At 64.4% G+C, this 14,772-nt stretch carries 15 protein-coding genes; 7 read left to right on the top strand and 8 right to left on the bottom strand.

Annotated features, from left to right (window positions below; genetic code table 11):
* The first annotated feature begins 68 nt into the window (after positions 1–68).
* Together LSQ66_RS03370 and LSQ66_RS03365 are read left to right on the top strand one after the other, a co-directional pair.
* The gene (locus LSQ66_RS03370) at positions 69–368 is read left to right on the top strand and encodes an antibiotic biosynthesis monooxygenase family protein (RefSeq protein ID WP_231768406.1); all 300 of its coding nucleotides are present in this window, start codon (positions 69–71) and stop codon (positions 366–368) included.
* A gap of 63 nt (positions 369–431) precedes the next feature.
* Positions 432–734: a hypothetical protein gene (locus LSQ66_RS03365; protein ID WP_231768405.1), complete on the top strand. Its 303-nt coding sequence runs from the start codon at positions 432–434 to the stop codon at positions 732–734.
* A 3-nt stretch (positions 735–737) separates the two neighbouring features.
* On the opposite strand, the gene pncB is transcribed toward LSQ66_RS03365, so the two are convergent.
* The 3 genes from pncB to LSQ66_RS03350 all read right to left on the bottom strand — a co-directional run bounded on the left by pncB (position 738) and on the right by LSQ66_RS03350 (position 3,451).
* Complete coding sequence (pncB, locus tag LSQ66_RS03360) at positions 738–1,928, bottom strand: nicotinate phosphoribosyltransferase (RefSeq protein WP_231768404.1); 1,191 nt, start codon at positions 1,926–1,928, stop codon at positions 738–740.
* Complete coding sequence (locus LSQ66_RS03355; protein WP_231768403.1) at positions 1,925–2,770, bottom strand: cysteine hydrolase family protein; 846 nt, start codon at positions 2,768–2,770, stop codon at positions 1,925–1,927. The genes pncB and LSQ66_RS03355 overlap by 4 nt, the downstream gene beginning before the upstream one ends.
* A gap of 66 nt (positions 2,771–2,836) precedes the next feature.
* Positions 2,837–3,451: an FMN-dependent NADH-azoreductase gene (locus LSQ66_RS03350; protein ID WP_231768402.1), complete on the bottom strand. Its 615-nt coding sequence runs from the start codon at positions 3,449–3,451 to the stop codon at positions 2,837–2,839.
* Positions 3,452–3,551: 100 nt separating this feature from the next.
* On the opposite strand from LSQ66_RS03350, the gene LSQ66_RS03345 reads away from it, so the two are divergent.
* Together LSQ66_RS03345 and LSQ66_RS24665 are read left to right on the top strand one after the other, a co-directional pair.
* On the top strand, positions 3,552–4,469 hold the full coding sequence (locus tag LSQ66_RS03345) for a LysR family transcriptional regulator (RefSeq protein WP_231768401.1): 918 nt from the start codon (positions 3,552–3,554) through the stop codon (positions 4,467–4,469).
* A gap of 109 nt (positions 4,470–4,578) precedes the next feature.
* Positions 4,579–5,352: a hypothetical protein gene (locus LSQ66_RS24665; RefSeq protein WP_269449138.1), complete on the top strand. Its 774-nt coding sequence runs from the start codon at positions 4,579–4,581 to the stop codon at positions 5,350–5,352.
* 15 nt (positions 5,353–5,367) lie between these two features.
* On the opposite strand, the gene LSQ66_RS03330 is transcribed toward LSQ66_RS24665, so the two are convergent.
* From LSQ66_RS03330 to LSQ66_RS03320, 3 genes are read right to left on the bottom strand one after another with little or no spacing between them, the layout of a single operon-like run.
* Positions 5,368–5,676, bottom strand: coding sequence for a chaperone modulator CbpM (locus tag LSQ66_RS03330; RefSeq protein WP_231768399.1), 309 nt, complete (start codon positions 5,674–5,676; stop codon positions 5,368–5,370).
* Position 5,677: 1 nt separating this feature from the next.
* Positions 5,678–6,601: a DnaJ C-terminal domain-containing protein gene (locus LSQ66_RS03325; RefSeq protein ID WP_231768398.1), complete on the bottom strand. Its 924-nt coding sequence runs from the start codon at positions 6,599–6,601 to the stop codon at positions 5,678–5,680.
* 58 nt (positions 6,602–6,659) lie between these two features.
* On the bottom strand, positions 6,660–7,337 hold the full coding sequence (locus tag LSQ66_RS03320) for a beta/gamma crystallin-related protein (RefSeq protein ID WP_231768397.1): 678 nt from the start codon (positions 7,335–7,337) through the stop codon (positions 6,660–6,662).
* Between the two features lie 107 nt (positions 7,338–7,444).
* Between LSQ66_RS03320 and LSQ66_RS03315 the strand changes: the two genes are divergently transcribed.
* Both LSQ66_RS03315 and LSQ66_RS03310 read left to right on the top strand, forming a co-directional pair.
* The gene (locus tag LSQ66_RS03315) at positions 7,445–8,842 is read left to right on the top strand and encodes an MATE family efflux transporter (RefSeq protein ID WP_231768396.1); all 1,398 of its coding nucleotides are present in this window, start codon (positions 7,445–7,447) and stop codon (positions 8,840–8,842) included.
* Between the two features lie 101 nt (positions 8,843–8,943).
* Positions 8,944–11,157 carry a S9 family peptidase gene (locus tag LSQ66_RS03310; protein ID WP_231768395.1) on the top strand — a complete coding sequence of 738 codons (2,214 nt, stop codon included), beginning with the start codon at positions 8,944–8,946 and terminating at the stop codon, positions 11,155–11,157.
* Positions 11,158–11,220: 63 nt separating this feature from the next.
* Here LSQ66_RS03310 and LSQ66_RS03305 read toward each other — a convergent pair whose 3' ends face one another.
* Both LSQ66_RS03305 and LSQ66_RS03300 read right to left on the bottom strand, forming a co-directional pair.
* Positions 11,221–11,433, bottom strand: a complete 213-nt coding sequence (locus LSQ66_RS03305) for a CsbD family protein (RefSeq protein WP_231768394.1) — start codon at positions 11,431–11,433, stop codon at positions 11,221–11,223.
* Positions 11,434–11,583: 150 nt separating this feature from the next.
* Positions 11,584–13,623 carry a M13 family metallopeptidase gene (locus LSQ66_RS03300; RefSeq protein WP_231768393.1) on the bottom strand — a complete coding sequence of 680 codons (2,040 nt, stop codon included), beginning with the start codon at positions 13,621–13,623 and terminating at the stop codon, positions 11,584–11,586.
* A 255-nt stretch (positions 13,624–13,878) separates the two neighbouring features.
* Here LSQ66_RS03300 and LSQ66_RS03295 point away from each other — a divergent pair, with 255 nt between their 5' ends.
* Positions 13,879–14,706: an HDOD domain-containing protein gene (locus tag LSQ66_RS03295; RefSeq protein ID WP_231768392.1), complete on the top strand. Its 828-nt coding sequence runs from the start codon at positions 13,879–13,881 to the stop codon at positions 14,704–14,706.
* Positions 14,707–14,772 lie beyond the last annotated feature (66 nt).

Here is a 14,772-nt window from a genome sequence, read left to right as displayed (position 1 = left end):
CTTTCAGCAGCTCTACTGCTCCCTCGGTAAGTTCAGGCAAAATAGCTGGACTTACTGAAAGGGAGCAGATGATTTACGAACACGCCGAAATCCAGATCAAGCCAAACACCAGCGCCGAATTCGAGGCGGCCGTGCGCGAGGCGGTACCGCTGTTCCGCCGCGCCAAAGGCTGCCTGTCGATGCGCATCGACCGCGTTATTGAACGCGAGAATACCTATCTGCTGGTCATCGGCTGGAAAACGCTGGAGAACCATACGGTGGACTTCCGCGGCAGCGAGGACTTCACGGCCTGGCGCGCGCTGGTGGGCGGTTTCTTTGCCGTGCCGCCGCGCGTGGAGCACCTGGCGAACGCGCTCACCGGCTTCTGATGCGGGCGACATTCTTGCCACTCTTGCAGCACAATGGCAGCAATTCCCCAAGGAGAAGCTGCCATGTCTGACACGATTCACCGCAATTTCAAACAGATCGAAGACGCCGAGAGCGCCCGCGCCGCCTTGCTCGCTGCGGGTTTCCACGGTTCCGCCGTCCAGCTCAACCTGCATGAGACGCGCGCCGGCACCACCACCGTGAACGCCGTCGAGAACATCATGGATTCGCTCACGCCGGACGACGCCGACAACACGGACCACGGCGCGCCCCGCCACGCGGCCCTGCTGAGCGTGGACGTGGCGACGGAAATGGAGCGCGAGCAAGCCAACACCATCATGCTGCGCTACGGCGGTGTCGAGGCCTGAACCTTACATTGCCGGGTGCTTGAACACCTGCCGCAAGTAGGCGAGGAAGGTCTCGTCCTGCGACATGGTCTTGCCCGGCGAGTCGGACAGCTTGGCCACCGACTGGCCATTGCAGCGCACCAGCTTCATCACAATGTTCAGCGGAGTCAGTCCCATGTCGTTGGTGAGGTGGGTGCCGATGCCGAAGCCGGTCATGATGCGGTCCGCGAAATGCCGATAGAGGTGGATGGCCTTGTCCAGGTTGAGCGAATCGGAGAAGACCAGGCGCTTGGTGTTCGGGTCGATGCGCAGCGAGGCGTAGTGCGCAATGGCCTTTTCGCCCCATTCGATGGGATCGCCCGAATCGTGGCGCAGGCCGTCGAACAGCTTTGCGAAGTAGAGGTCGAAATCGGCCAGGAAGGCATCCATGCCGACAACGTCGGTCAGGGCGATGCCCAGGTCGCCCCGGTATTCCTGCACCCAGGCCTCCAGCGCGGCCTTCTGGAAATCGCGCAGCCGCACGCCGAACGCCTGGAAGGACTGCATGTATTCATGCGCCATGGTCCCTATCGGGAAAATGCCGAACTTCCAGGCCTGGTAGACATTGGATGTGCCCTTGAAGTACTCCGGCACTTCGCGCGCAAGGCGCTGCGTGACTTCGTCGTGCCAGCTTGACGAGAAGCGGCGGCGCACCCCGAAGTCCGACAGTTCGAAGGGGTGCTTCATCGCAGGCTGCGTGGAGAACTCCTTCAGCCGCACGATCTTCGCGTCGAGCCGCCTGCGTCCTTCCGCCAAGGCGGCCTGCTGGTCGAAGCGGCGGAAGTACAGCTCGTTGACGATGTAGAGCACGAAGATCTCGAAGCCCATCACGTGCACCTGCGGACCGGCCGTATGGATGGACAGCCTTTCGCCCTCCGCCTTCACCGTAATGAACTTGCGCTGGAAGCGGAACACCGTCAGGAAGTCGACGAAATCGCTCTTGATGTAGCGGAGCGAACGCAGATAGTTCAGCTCCTCTTCACGGAAGGACAGCGTGCAGAGATGGTCGAGCTGTTCCTCCACTTCGGCCTTCAGTTCCGCCAATGGATAGGCGGTCTCGTTCCGGCAGCGGAATTCGTATTCGGTAAAGCTGTTCGGATGCGAATGGAGCAGCGCCTGCCACATCGTGAATTTGTAGAGGTCCGTTTCCAGCAGGCTGCGCACGACAGGGATCATCGCAATTCCTCCAGCACCTGCGCGGACGTCATTGCCTGCGCGCCCCGCGCCCGCATCGCCTCAAGGAAGCTCCGGTACTGCTGATCGAAGCCCGCCACAGGGCTCATGCAATCGGTGACCAGCACCAGCTTCGAGGGATCGACATGGCCTGCGATATGTTCCGTGGTGGCCTTCACGCAGTGGCTGCCCGCTTCGCCCGCGATGTAGACGCGGCTGGCCTGCGCGAGGCTGGCGATCAGTTTGCGATTGAGCTGCGTGCCGGGGTCCGCGTCGTCCGGCACTTCGGCCATCACGGCGGAATAATGCTCGGTCCACGGATTCGAGCCTTTGCCGATCTTCGTTACCACGCCAAGCGACGCGTCTTCCCAGGCGTTGTAGGCGGCGCGCACGTCCTCGTGCACGTTGTGTCCCCAGGAGCCGATTTCGCAATGCACGGGCCACACCATCAGCCGGTAGCGGCCCGTCGCTTCGAGAGCGTCGAGATAGGCCAGTGCGCGCGGCAGGGCCGATGGGTCGCGCGGCGTGAAGCGCCCGGCGCGCACGTCGGCCGCTGCAATTTCGGTGAAGGGTGAGACGGCCTTGCCGCCCGGCGCGTACCAGAAGGTGGGGTGGGCGATGTCGAAACGGTGGTGCGAGTCCAGCGTGACGCTGATCGCGTCCAGGCCCCGCTGCCCTTGCCGTATCAGGGCCGCAAGGCGCTGCATGTCCGCATGCGCGCCCGGCACTGGCAGGGCCGGGGCGTGAGGCTGGCCAGTGGCGGGATTGATGGGGCAGTAGCTCGGCGGAAGATCGCAAAAATCGTTTTGCGGATCGATGATGAGCAGATGCTGATTGCGTTTCATGCAGACTCCGTGGCAGGCATTGGCATCAATGATACCGGCTGCCACGGAATCCTTCCAAGGAAGCGCTCAGGCGGCAATCAGCTCCTCGATCGAGCGGCGCGTCTTGGCCAGGGTGTCGGCCACGGCCTGTTCGCCCATCGCCACGCCTTCCGCGCGGATGAAGCTGATGTCCGTAATGCCCAGGAAGCCCAGCACGGCGCGCAGGTAGGTGGCCAGGAAGTCGAAACCGGCCGCGGGGCCTTCGCTGTACACACCGCCGCTGGCGGTGAACACATACACCTTCTTGTCCTTCAGCAGGCCCTCGGCGCCGTTCGGCCCGTACTTGAAGGTGCGGCCCGCGCGGGCGATGTGGTCGATGTAGGCCTTGAGCGTGCTGGGCACCGAAAAGTTGTACATCGGGGCGCCGATCACGATGATGTCCGCCGCTTCCACCTCGTCCACCAGCGCGTCGGAGAGCTTGACGGTCTGCGCCTGCTCGGCGTTGCGCTGCTCGGCGGGGGTGAAGAAGGCGCCCATCATTTCTTCACTCAGGTGAGGCACCGGGCGGCTGGCCAGGTCGCGCTCGACGATGGTGTCGGCCGGATGAGCGGCCTTCCATTTGGCGATGAACTCGGCGGAAAGCTGGCGCGAGAGGGAGCCGGAAGTGCGCACGCTGCTGTTGATGTAAAGGACGTTTGCCATGATGAACTCCTTGGAGATAGGTTATTGCATGCATCATAGATCGCGTTTACTATCGATGAAATATGGTTTATTTCTATCAATTCAATCGATTTTCTAGATTATGCGCGATCCCGGCCTTCCCACCATCGACCAGCTCCGCGTCTTCCTCGCCGTGATCGACCACGGCGGTTTCGCCCATGCGGCGCGGGCCCTGCACCGGACGCAGTCGGTCATCAGCTACACCATCGCCAACCTGGAAGAGCAGCTCGGCATTGCCCTGCTCGACCGCAGCTCGCGCAAGCCCACGCTGACGGAGGCGGGCAAGGTGCTGCTGGCCGACGCGCGGGCGGTGGCTGCGAAAGTGGACGCGATGCGCGCGCGGGCCAAGGCGCTGGGACAGGGTCTGGAGGGCGAAGTCTGCCTCGTGGTGGATGTGATGTTCCCCGGCTGCGTGCTGGTGCACCTGCTCGAAGCTTTCCAGCGGGAGTTTCCGACCGTATCCCTGCGGCTGCACATGGAGGCGCTGGGCACGGTGATGCAGATGGTGCTGGACCGCCGCTGCCAGCTGGGCGTGAGCGGCATGGCCCTGAACGTGCCGGAAGTGGTGGAGCGGCACGCCAGCGGCTATGTGGAAATGGTGCCGGTGTGCGCACCCCGCCATCCGCTGGCGAAGATCGATGGCATCGTGCCCACGCAGGTACTGCGCGAGCATCTGCAACTGGTGGTGACGGACCGCAGCACTCTGACCGAGGGCCAGGATTTCGGCGTGCTGGCGCGGCGCGACTGGCGGCTGGGCGACGTGGCCTCCAAGCATGCGCTGCTGCTGGGCGGACTGGGCTGGGGCAACATGCCCTTCTCCATGATCGCGCGCGACCTCGAGGCGGGCCGCCTGGTCGAGCTCAAGCTGCAGGATGCAAAGCGCCTGCAATATCCCCTCTTCGTCATCCACCGTGCGGATGAGCAGCTGGGGCCCGCAACCACCTGGCTGCGGGAAGCCTTCGTAACGGCGGACTTCCAACTCCCTTCCGAGCCCTACTGACTGTTCCTACAGGGCGCCGGCGCGTGCGCCTATGGCTGTGCGAGGGGCGGCGGCCTAGCATGGAGGTCTGCCGGAACGGTCCGGCGCGCTTCAGACAAGGAGACACATCATGGCGCAATCCAAGTCGAACGATCAGGACACCAAGACCCAGAGCGGCAACCACGCCGCCGGTATTCAGGCCAATGACAATCCCGGTACCAGCCGCCAGCAAGGCATGAGCCAGCAGAGCAGTGCGGCAGGCAGCGATGGCAGCATGGATGAAAGCTCCATCGGCGGCGCCGGCACGCAGGACGGGCTGGCAGGCAGCAGGTCCGGCACCGAAGGCGGCCAGAGCGGCCAGGGCATCAACCAGGGCAGCCGCCAGGGCGGGCCCGGCCAAAACCAGCAATCCGAACGGCAAGGCGGCCCGGGCAGCCAGCAATCGGGCCAGGGCGGCGGCCACGGCGGGCAGCACTCAGGCGGCATGGGCGGCGAGCGCGGCGGGCCCTTGAACGATCTGGGCTCGGGCGGCAGCGGCATGAGCGGCCGGGGCGGCATGGGCGGCAACGACAAGAGCGGCACCCAGCAGGGCAACCAGCAATCCGCGCGCGGCGGCAGCCAGCGTTCAGACAGCCAGCAATCGGCGCGCGACGCCGACAGCGAACCGATGGAACAAGGCGGCGAGCGCGTGGGCATGGGCCATCGCAGCAACAGCCAGCAATCGGATAAGTGGCGCAACCAGCAGGCCGACCGCTGGAGCGGCAGTGAGCAGTCCGACCGGCAATCGGGCATGCAGGGCCAGCAGGGACGCGACGCGGGCCACGACATCGATGATCTCGGCAGCAAGCAATCCGGCGCCCGCGGCTCCCGCAGCGGCAACCCGGACGACCAGTCCTCCCGCTAACAGCTGAGCTCGTGCTCAGTAGCGGAGGCCGGCGGCGCGGAGGCGGGTCTTGAGGCGGCGGATTTCGTCGCTCAGGTCCACGATCAGCGCCGCCACCTCTTCGCTGGCGTCAAAGTCGCGCTCCACGCGCAACAATGCCCTGGCCCGCACCAGGTCCACGCTGGTAAAACGCCAGGCTTCCGGCTCGCCGCCCGCGCCGCTCAGCAGGATGCCGGTCTGTACCCGGTGCACCACCCAGCCGGGGTCCACTGCGCAGGCGCGCGCCAGTTCTTCAATGGTGAGCGCCGCTTCGTCCAGCAGCACGCCTTCGATTGCCTCGTTCATGTCAGGCTCCCATGCCCGCGCGCGGGTCGAACGCCATCTCGCGCGCCATCTGTTGGTAGAGATTGCGCGCCGCCTCGGTCTCGGCGGGCGGCAGCACAATGTCGAGCAGCAGGTAGAGGTCTCCCGCGGGCGCCGATCCCGCCGCCGGAATGCCTCGCCCTTTGAGGCGCAGCTTGCGCCCGCTCTGGGATTTGGCGGGCACCGTCACCGTCACCCGGCCCGAGGGCGTGGGGACTTCGATCTCGCCGCCCAGCGCCGCTTCCCAGGGCGCCACCGGCACGGTCTCGTAGACATCGCGCCCCTCCACGCGGTAGCGCGCATCCGGGGCGAACTGGATTTCCAGGTACAGGTCGCCCGCTTCCGCTCCGCCCGTTCCCGGTTTGCCTTGCCCGTTCAGGCGCAACTGCTGTCCGGACGTCACGCCCTTGGGGATATTGATGTTGAGCGTGCGTTCGCGCGTAATGACGCGGCCCTGGTCGTTCAGCTCGGGCACCCGCAGGGTGATGGTGCGGCTGGCGCCGTGATAGGCGTCGTGCAGCCCGATCTGCAGGGTGGCGTGGCTGTCCTCGCCCCGCATCTGGAAGTTGCGGCGGCGGCCGCCCACGTGGGCGAAGAGGTCGGCGAAGAAGTCGCTGTCGTTGTCGGCGCTCGATTCGAAGCCCGAGCCCCAGTCCGGCGGGGGACGGAAGCCCTGGCCGCCCCGGAACTGGGCCGCGCTTCCCAGCTCGTCATAGGCCGCCCGCTTCTCCGGGTCGCCCAGCACGTCGTAGGCTTCGTTCAGTTCCTTGGTCTTCGCGTCCGCATCCGGCTCCTTGCTTACGTCCGGATGGTACTTGCGTACCAGCTTGCGGTAGGCTTTCTTGATCTCGTCGGCGCTGGCGGTCTTCGGCACTTCCAGCGTGGCGTAGTAGTCCTTGTATTCCACGTTCGGCTCTCCAGGGTTGGCGCACCTGAAGAGCCAATGTACAGGATTTCGCGCGCCTTCAGCGCACGCGGCGCAGCGAGGATATGCGGTTGTTCAGCTCATCGAGGCGGGCGTAGCGGCCCGGCCCCAGCACCACGCACTGGCCCCGGTAATCCGCGTGTTCGCAGAATTCCCACTGCCCTTCGTTGATGACGAGGGAGCCCGCGCGGTCGTTGAAGCCGGCGTCGCGCAAGGTCCGCAGGTCGTTGTGCAGCATCACGCGCTCGCCCTCGAAACGGGTTCCGGAGAACAGGATTACCGGCTCTTCGCGCTGCTGCCAGCCGTAGCCGCGCCGCTCCTCATAGCGGCCTTCGTTGCGGCCTTCGAAGCGGTCGTCGTAGCCGTCGCGGTCACGGTCGCGCCAGTGGCGGCGGTGGCGGCCCGGCACTTCGCGGGCGGAGGAAATGCTGTTGTTGAAACGCTCCAGCACTGGATACTCGCCGCGCTCGAAAATGGCGCAGTAGCCGCCGAAGTCCCTGTGCTCGCATACTTCCCAGGTGCCGGAACGCACCACCATGCTCGACGCGCGGTCGTTGAAGCCGATATCGCGGAAGTTGGCGGCGCCGCCCTGCAGCACCATTTCGCTGCCGCGGAAACCCTGCTGGGAATACAGCGCCAGTTCTCCAGCGCTGGCGGCCAGCGCGCAAGTGGACAGGAAGGCTGCGGCGATCAGGTATTTCATCTTCAGGTTCTCCATTTGTTTTTCCTCTAACGCGGCCTGCCTGCACTGCGCCGACAGCAGCTTGTAACAAATTCCTACGAAGCTGAGTAGAATGACAGGCTTTCCCCCCGCACACTCAGCCAATGCCGCACACCTTCACCCTGCCCAACCTTCGCAAAGAATCCGCCGCGCTGTGGAAGCTCGCGTGGCCGGTGCTGATCGGCCAGCTGGCCACGGTGGGCATGGGCGTCGCGGACGTGGCGATGACGGGCCACACCAGCGCCGCCGAGCTGGCGGCCGTGTCGCTGGGCGCCTCCGTGTGGTCCATCATCCTGGTCACCGTGAACGGCATCATGATGGCCGTGAATACGGTGGTGGCGCACGAAGTGGGTGCGGGCGCCTTCGGCACCATCCCGCACACGGTGCGCCAGGCGCTGTGGAAAGGGCTGGGCGTGGGCGTGATTTCGGCCATCGCGGCCAACCTGGCCACGCTGCTGTTCGACCATCTCTATCTCGCGCCCGAAGTGAATGCGCGGGCGTCCATGTTCGTGCACATCATCAGCATCGGCCTCATTCCCTTCGCGGCCTACCGCGCGCTGTACGGCTACAGCGCCAGCATCAACCAGACCAAGCCCGTGATGGTGATCGCGCTGCTGGGCCTTGCGGTGAACGTTGTCGTCAACTGGCTGCTTATCTTCGGTAATCTCGGCATGCCGAAACTGGGCGCGCTTGGCTGCGCCGTGGCCACCGCCACCGTGGTGTGGATCGACCTTCTGGCAATGATCGTGTGGATTCATATCGCTCCCGCCTACCGCCAGACTTTCCCCTTCACGCACTGGGAATGGCCGCACTGGCCCGAGATCCGCAGCATGCTCAGGCTCGGCCTGCCCATCGGCATTACCTACTTTGCGGAGGTGAGCGTCTTCGGCGCGGTGAGCCTGCTGGTGGCGCGCTTCGGCGTGGTGACCGTGTCGGCGCACCAGATCGCGCTGAACTTCTCTTCGCTGGTGTTCATGGTGCCGCTCAGCTTCGGCATCGGCATGATCACGCGCGTCGGCCAGGCGCTGGGTGAAGGCAATCCGGCGCGGGCGCGCTTTGCCTCCTGGGTGGGCGTGAGCATGTCGCTGGCCTTCGCCATTCTCTCGGCCCTCGGCATCGCGGCCTTCCGCTACCAGATCGCGGCGGCCTACACTTCCGATCCGGCGGTGCAGGAGCTGTGCGCCCACCTGCTGCTGTTCGCCGCCCTCTTCCAGCTCTCGGACGCCACTCAGGTCGCCACCTCCTGCGCCATCCGCGGCTACAAGGTGACGCGCGAGCCCATGGTGGTGCAGCTGCTGGCCTTCTGGGGCTTCGCCCTGCCCGCAGGCTGCATTCTCGGCCTCGCGCCGCAATGGCTGCCCGTTGGGCCCGCCGTGCCGATGGCCGCCACCGGCTTCTGGATCGGCCTTGTGCTCGGCCTGACGATTGCCGCCATCCTGCTCACGCTGCTGCTGCACCGGGTGTCGATGTCGCGCTTGCACACCGAAGGAAAGTTGGCCTGACCCCTATCAATTCCGAAGATTGATGGGTCGTCAGCGACGGAAGAGTCTGGTATTGTCTTGCGGTTCGTTAATCAACCATCGAAAACTCACCGGACACTTCCATGCGCTTCATTCTCAGTTTCCTTGCCCTGCTGACTGCTGGTTCCGCTTCGGCCGAACGCCTGACGCTCGACCGTATGTACTCCGATCAATCCCTTTCCGGCGCCGGTGTCCGCGCCCTGAAAGTCTCGCCTGACGGCGCCCGCGTGACCTTCCTGCGTGGCCGCGACGACAACCAGTTCCAGCTGGACCTGTGGGAATTCAACATGAAGGACAAGAGCACCCGCCGCCTGGTGGACTCGAAGGTCCTGGTGCCGGAAGAGAACCTGTCCGACGCCGAGAAGGCGCGCCGAGAGCGCGAGCGTACCGCCAGCCTGAAGGGCATCATCAGCTACAGCTGGTCGCCGGACGGCAAGCAGCTGCTGGTTCCGCTGGCCGGCAACCTGTACCTGGTGGACCTGTCCAAGCCGGACACCGCGCGCCTGGTCGCTTCCGGCAACGTGATCGACCCGAAGATTTCGCCGAAGGGCAAATACGTCTCCTTCGTGCGCGACCAGAACCTGTACGTGATCGACCTGGCCACCGGCAAGGAGCGCCAGCTCACCACCGACGGCAAGGGCACCGTGCATAACGGCGAAGCCGAGTTCGTGGCGCAGGAAGAGATGGGCCAGCGCACCGGCTACTACTGGGCGCCGGACGATTCGGCCATTGCCTACCGCAGCTACGACGAAGCGCAGGTGCCCGTGGCGCGCCGCTTCGAAATCTATGCCGACCGCACGGACGTGGTGGAGCAGCGCTATCCCGCCGCGGGCGATCCGAACGCCATCGTGGGCCTGCACATCGTGTCGCCTGTCACCGGCGAGATCCGCAATATCGACCTGGGCCCGAACAAGGACATCTACCTGGTGCGCACCGACTGGACGCCAAACGCGAAGGCCCTGGTCTTCCAGCGCCAGACGCGCGACCAGAAGAAGCTGGAGCTGATCTCGGTGGACGTGGCCTCGATGGCGCAGAAGGTGCTGGTCACCGAAACCGCCCAGACCTGGACCACCCTGAACGACGACCTGCGCTTCCTCTCCAGCGGCAAGGGCTTCATCTGGTCCTCCGAGCGCAGCGGCTACAACCACCTCTACATGTTCGACATGAACGGCAAGGTGCTGCACCCGATCTCGAAGGGCGCATGGGGCATCGACAACCTGCTGGCGCTGGATGAAAAGGCGGGCAAGGTCTACGTGGCCTCGAACAAGGATGCCGTGACCGACAAACAGGTCTACGTGCTGAACATCGACGGCAGCAATGCCGACAAGCCGAAGCGCATTACCCAGGCCGACGGCTGGCACGACGCCTCCTTCGCTCCGAACGGCGCGCTGTTCGTGGACAGCTGGTCCGATCCGGCCAACCCGCCGCAGATCAGCATCCGCCGTCCAGACGGCGAAATGGTGACCTGGCTGGCGCACAACGAGGTGGACGCCTCCCACCCCTACTACAAATACAAGTCCGACCACCTGCCGACCGAATACGGCACCATGAAGGCCAAGGACGGCCAGACCCTGTACTACTCGATGATCAAGCCTTACAAGTTCGACGCGTCGAAGAAGTACCCCGTCTACCTGTCCACCTACGGCGGCCCGCACGCCCAGCACGTGACGCGCAAGTGGGGCGACACCTTCGACCAGTACATGGCGCAGCAGGGCTATGTGGTCTTCCGCCTGGATAACCGCGGCTCCGGCCGCCGCGAACGCGCCTTCACGGACGCCATCTACCACAACCTGGGCAAGGTGGAAGTGGAAGACCAGCTGGCCGGTATCGACTGGCTGGGCAAGCAGAGCTTCGTGGACGCCAAGCGCATCGGCGTGTACGGCTGGAGCTACGGCGGCTTCATGGCGCTGCGCCTGCTGTCCCAGGGTTCGGACAAGATCGCCGCTGGCGTATCGGGCGCTCCCGTCACCGACTGGAAGCTGTACGACACCCACTACACCGAACAGTTCATGGGCATGCCTTCCGAGAACGTGGAAGGCTACAAGCAGAGCAACGTGTTCTACCACGTGGACGGCCTGAAGTCGAAACTGCTGCTCATCCATGGCATGGCGGACGACAACGTCCTCTTCACCAACAGCACCAAGATGATCGATGCGCTGGTGAACCGCGGCGTGCAGTTCGAACTGATGACTTACCCGGGCGCCAAGCACGGCGTGGCCAACCGCCTGCAGCGCAAGCACGTGCAGACGACCATCGACGCCTTCTTCCGCAAGCACCTGAAGCCTGAATCGAACTGATTCGGACGACAGACGAAAAAACAGCCGCTCGATGCGGCTGTTTTTGTTTGCGGCGGGCGCAGCTTACATGCGGTTGCCGCGGTCGATGGTGGAATCGTCGTCCAGCGCGTCGTCCACAGCCTCGCGGGCATCGCCCACTTTCTTCTGCAGCTTGCCTTCAGCCTGGTTCTTCAGGCCTTTGACCTGCTGCTTCGAGCTGCCCACCAGTTCGCCAGCCTCTTCCTGAATCTTGCCGCCGATTTCCTTGGCCTTGCCTTTGACTTGATCGCGGTTCATGATGTGCTCCTTTTCAAGTTTCATTGCACGGACACACACGGAGCGTGTGCGCTTGAAGGAAACTATAGGCCAGCAGGAGCGCTCCATCCGTACGCCGGTTAACACATAAAAAAAGGGGCAGCGCCCGGCTGCCCCCTCGTCACAGCGCCCTTACCAGACGCGGACGCGCTGCTCCGGCGGCAGGTACAGCTTCTGGCCAGGCTGAACGTCGAAGGCCTTATACCAGGAGTCCAGGTTGCGCACGGTGTAGGTACGCCATTGGGCCGGCGAGTGCCCGTCGGTCTTCACCTGGTTGCGCAGGGAAGCCTCGCGCGACTTGTTGCGCCAGCTCTGTGCGAAGCCCTGGAAGAACTCGCGGTCGCCGTCCATGCTCATGGCCTTGCCCGTGGATGCGTGGTAGGCATCCAGTGCCGCGGCCAGGCCTGCCAGGTCGGCCAGGTTTTCGCTCAGGGTCAGCTGGCCGTTGAGCTTCAGGTCGGGGAAGGCTTCATAGGCGTCGTACTGCGCCACCAGCGATGCGGCCGCTTTCTTGAAGTGCTCGCTGTCCGCCGCAGTCCACCAGTCGCGCAGGCGGCCCTTGGAGTCGAACTGGGCGCCCTGGTCGTCGAAGCTGTGGCTGATTTCGTGGCCGATGATGGAGCCGATGGCGCCGTAGTTCATCGCATCCGAAGCCTTCGGATCGAAGTAAGGCGGCTGCAGGATCGCGGCCGGGAAGTTCAGCGCGTTCTGCATTGGCATGTTCACTGCATTCACCAGCTGCGGCGGCATCGACCATTCCTTCGAGTCGACCTTGCTGCCCAGCTTGGCCAGTTCCTGCTTCAGGTGGAACTTCTCGGCGCGCAGCGCGTTGCCGAACACGTCGCCCTGCTTGATCTCGAGGCCCTTGTAGGAAGTCCACTTTTCGGGATAGCCCACGCCCACATACAGGGTGCTGAGCTTGGCATGCGCTTCCTTCTTGGTGGGCGCGGCCATCCAGTCCAGCTGGTCGATGCGCTTGTGGAAAGCGTCGACGATGTTGGCCACCATCTTCTGCACGCGCGCCTTGTTCTCAGGCGGGAAGTAGCGCTCCACATAGAGCTTGCCCACTGCTTCCGGCATGGCGCTGTTGACGGCGCTCAGGCCGCGCTTCCAGCGGGCGGACAGCTGCGGCGTGCCGTTCAGGGTGCGGCTGTAGAACTCGAAGCGCTGGTCCACGAAGGCCTTCGGCAGGTAAGGGCTGAAGTGGTTCACGGTGTGGAAGGCCATCCAGTCCTGCCAGGTTTGCAGCGGCATCTCGGCGACCAGCGCCGCGGCGCCCTTGATCGCGTTCGGATGGTAGACGATGAACTTCTTCTGCTTGCCCAGGCCGGCGCTCTGGAAGAACAGCTTCCAGTCCATGCCCGGCGCCTTGGCGGCGAAGTCCTTGTCGCTCCAGGGGTTGTTCGCCTTCTGGATGTCGGCCGAGTCTTCGCGGCTGCCATGGGCCTGGGCGATCTTGCGCTCCAGTTCGAACACGCGCGCGGCGCGCAGTTCCGGCTCGGTGTAGCCCGCCAGCTTCAGCACGGCGGCGATATGCGCCTGGTAGGCGGTGCGCAGGCGCCCCATGCGCTCGCCCTCTTCCAGGTAGTAGGCGCGGTCGGGCATGCCCAGGCCGCCCTGCAGCAGATACGGGGTGTAGTGGTCGGGGTCGGTGAGGCCCTGGGCAATCCACAGGCCGAACAGGTTCTCGGTGAAGAAGTTGGTCGAGTTCAGCGGGTCCACGTCCGCGCGCAGGCTGCCGCCCAGTGCACGGGTCAGGCCTGCCTTGTCGCGGATGGCGGCAATCTTTTTCAGTTCGGCTTGCAGCGCGGCGGTGCCCTGGGTTTCGATGCCCGCTTCGTCCATGAAGGAGGTATATACGTCGGCGGCTTTGCGGGCATCGCTGCCTGCCGGTGCGCTGGCCGCTGCCTCCACGAGTTTCACGATGCGCTGGTTGGTCTCTTCGGCCAGTGCAGCGCCCGAGCCCCAGCTGCCGCGGTCGGCGGGGATTTCGGTCTTGCTCAGCCAGTCGCCGTTGGCGTAGCCGTAGAAGTCCTCGCCCGGCGCGACTTTCATTGCCGCCTGGGCCGCTGGAGTTGCCTGATCGGCAAAAGCCGGGGTCAGGGCCAGCGAGGCGCCGCACAAGGCCACGGTCAGCGCGGTCTTGAGGACGGTCCAGCGTGGTGCATGCATGCGTGATTGCATATGAGGTCCCTTGTAGTGGTTATAAGTTATTGGCGTAGATTGCCAGCATGGAATGTAAACCCGCCCGCCGCCAACAGTCGCGCGAATGCGATGGACTGCATTTTTGGAGGACAGGCTGCAAGTTTCGGGGAATGCAGTGCGGGGATACCACGCGGGGGCCAGAAACTACTTCTTTCCGCAGGAGAATCCCTATATAGTTCATCTACAGCAATACCTAACTACGAAAACTGAAGGAGATGCAGAATGAAGTTAGAGGCACTGTTCCAGAACCCCACGGCCTTGCCTACCGCGCCGAAGGTTGTTGAAGAATTGATCAGCAGCTTCGACAAGGCCAGTGTCTCCACCGAGGATATTGCCAAGAAGGTTTCGACGGACCCCGTGCTGAGCGCCAAGCTGCTGCGCCTGGCCAACTCCGCCTACTACCACGTGTCGCGCAGCATCGGCACCGTGGAAGATGCCGTTCTGATGCTCGGCTTCGTGACCGTGCGCACGCTGGTGATTTCCTCCGGCCTGGTGAGCGGCTTCAAGACCGTTCCCGGCCTCGACCTGAAACAATTCTGGCGCTACAGCCTGCACACCGCAGTGGGCGCCAAATGGATCGCCAAGAAGACCCGAGACAACACCGACCTGGCCTTCACCATCGGCATGATGCACGCCATCGGCCAGCTGGTGATCCATTCCGCCATGCCTGAGCAAGCCATGCAGCTGGACAAGATTGCCGGCCCGCTGGACGCGCGCCGCCTGGACGCCGAAATGGCCTCGCTGGGCTACGGCTTCCCGGATGTGGGCGCCGAACTGGCCGCGCGCTGGAAGTTCCCGTCCACCTTCTCGGACGCCATCAAGGCCTTCCCTGCCCCGCTGGAGCATGAGCCCTTCAACCGCCTGGCTGCCGTGGTCCACCTCGCCGCATGGCGCGCCCGCGTGGTCGAGGCCAAGCTGACGGACGAAGAGATCGAAGCCTGCTACCCGACCGAAGTGGCGGAAGCCCTGGGCCTGGAAGACGGCGTGCTGATCGACGAAATGCCGTCGCCGGAAGAACTGGCCGCCGGTCTGGACGAACTGGTCAAGTAATTCCCAAGCGCCATCCCGGCCGCTGCCGCCCTGCACTGGGCCGCAGCGGCCTTGTTTTTTCTGCAA

Origin of the sequence: Massilia endophytica, assembly GCF_021165955.1 — a bacterium.
Taxonomy (GTDB): Bacteria; Pseudomonadota; Gammaproteobacteria; order Burkholderiales; family Burkholderiaceae_D; genus Rugamonas; species Rugamonas endophytica.
This window is presented reverse-complemented; position numbering and strand designations above follow the sequence as displayed.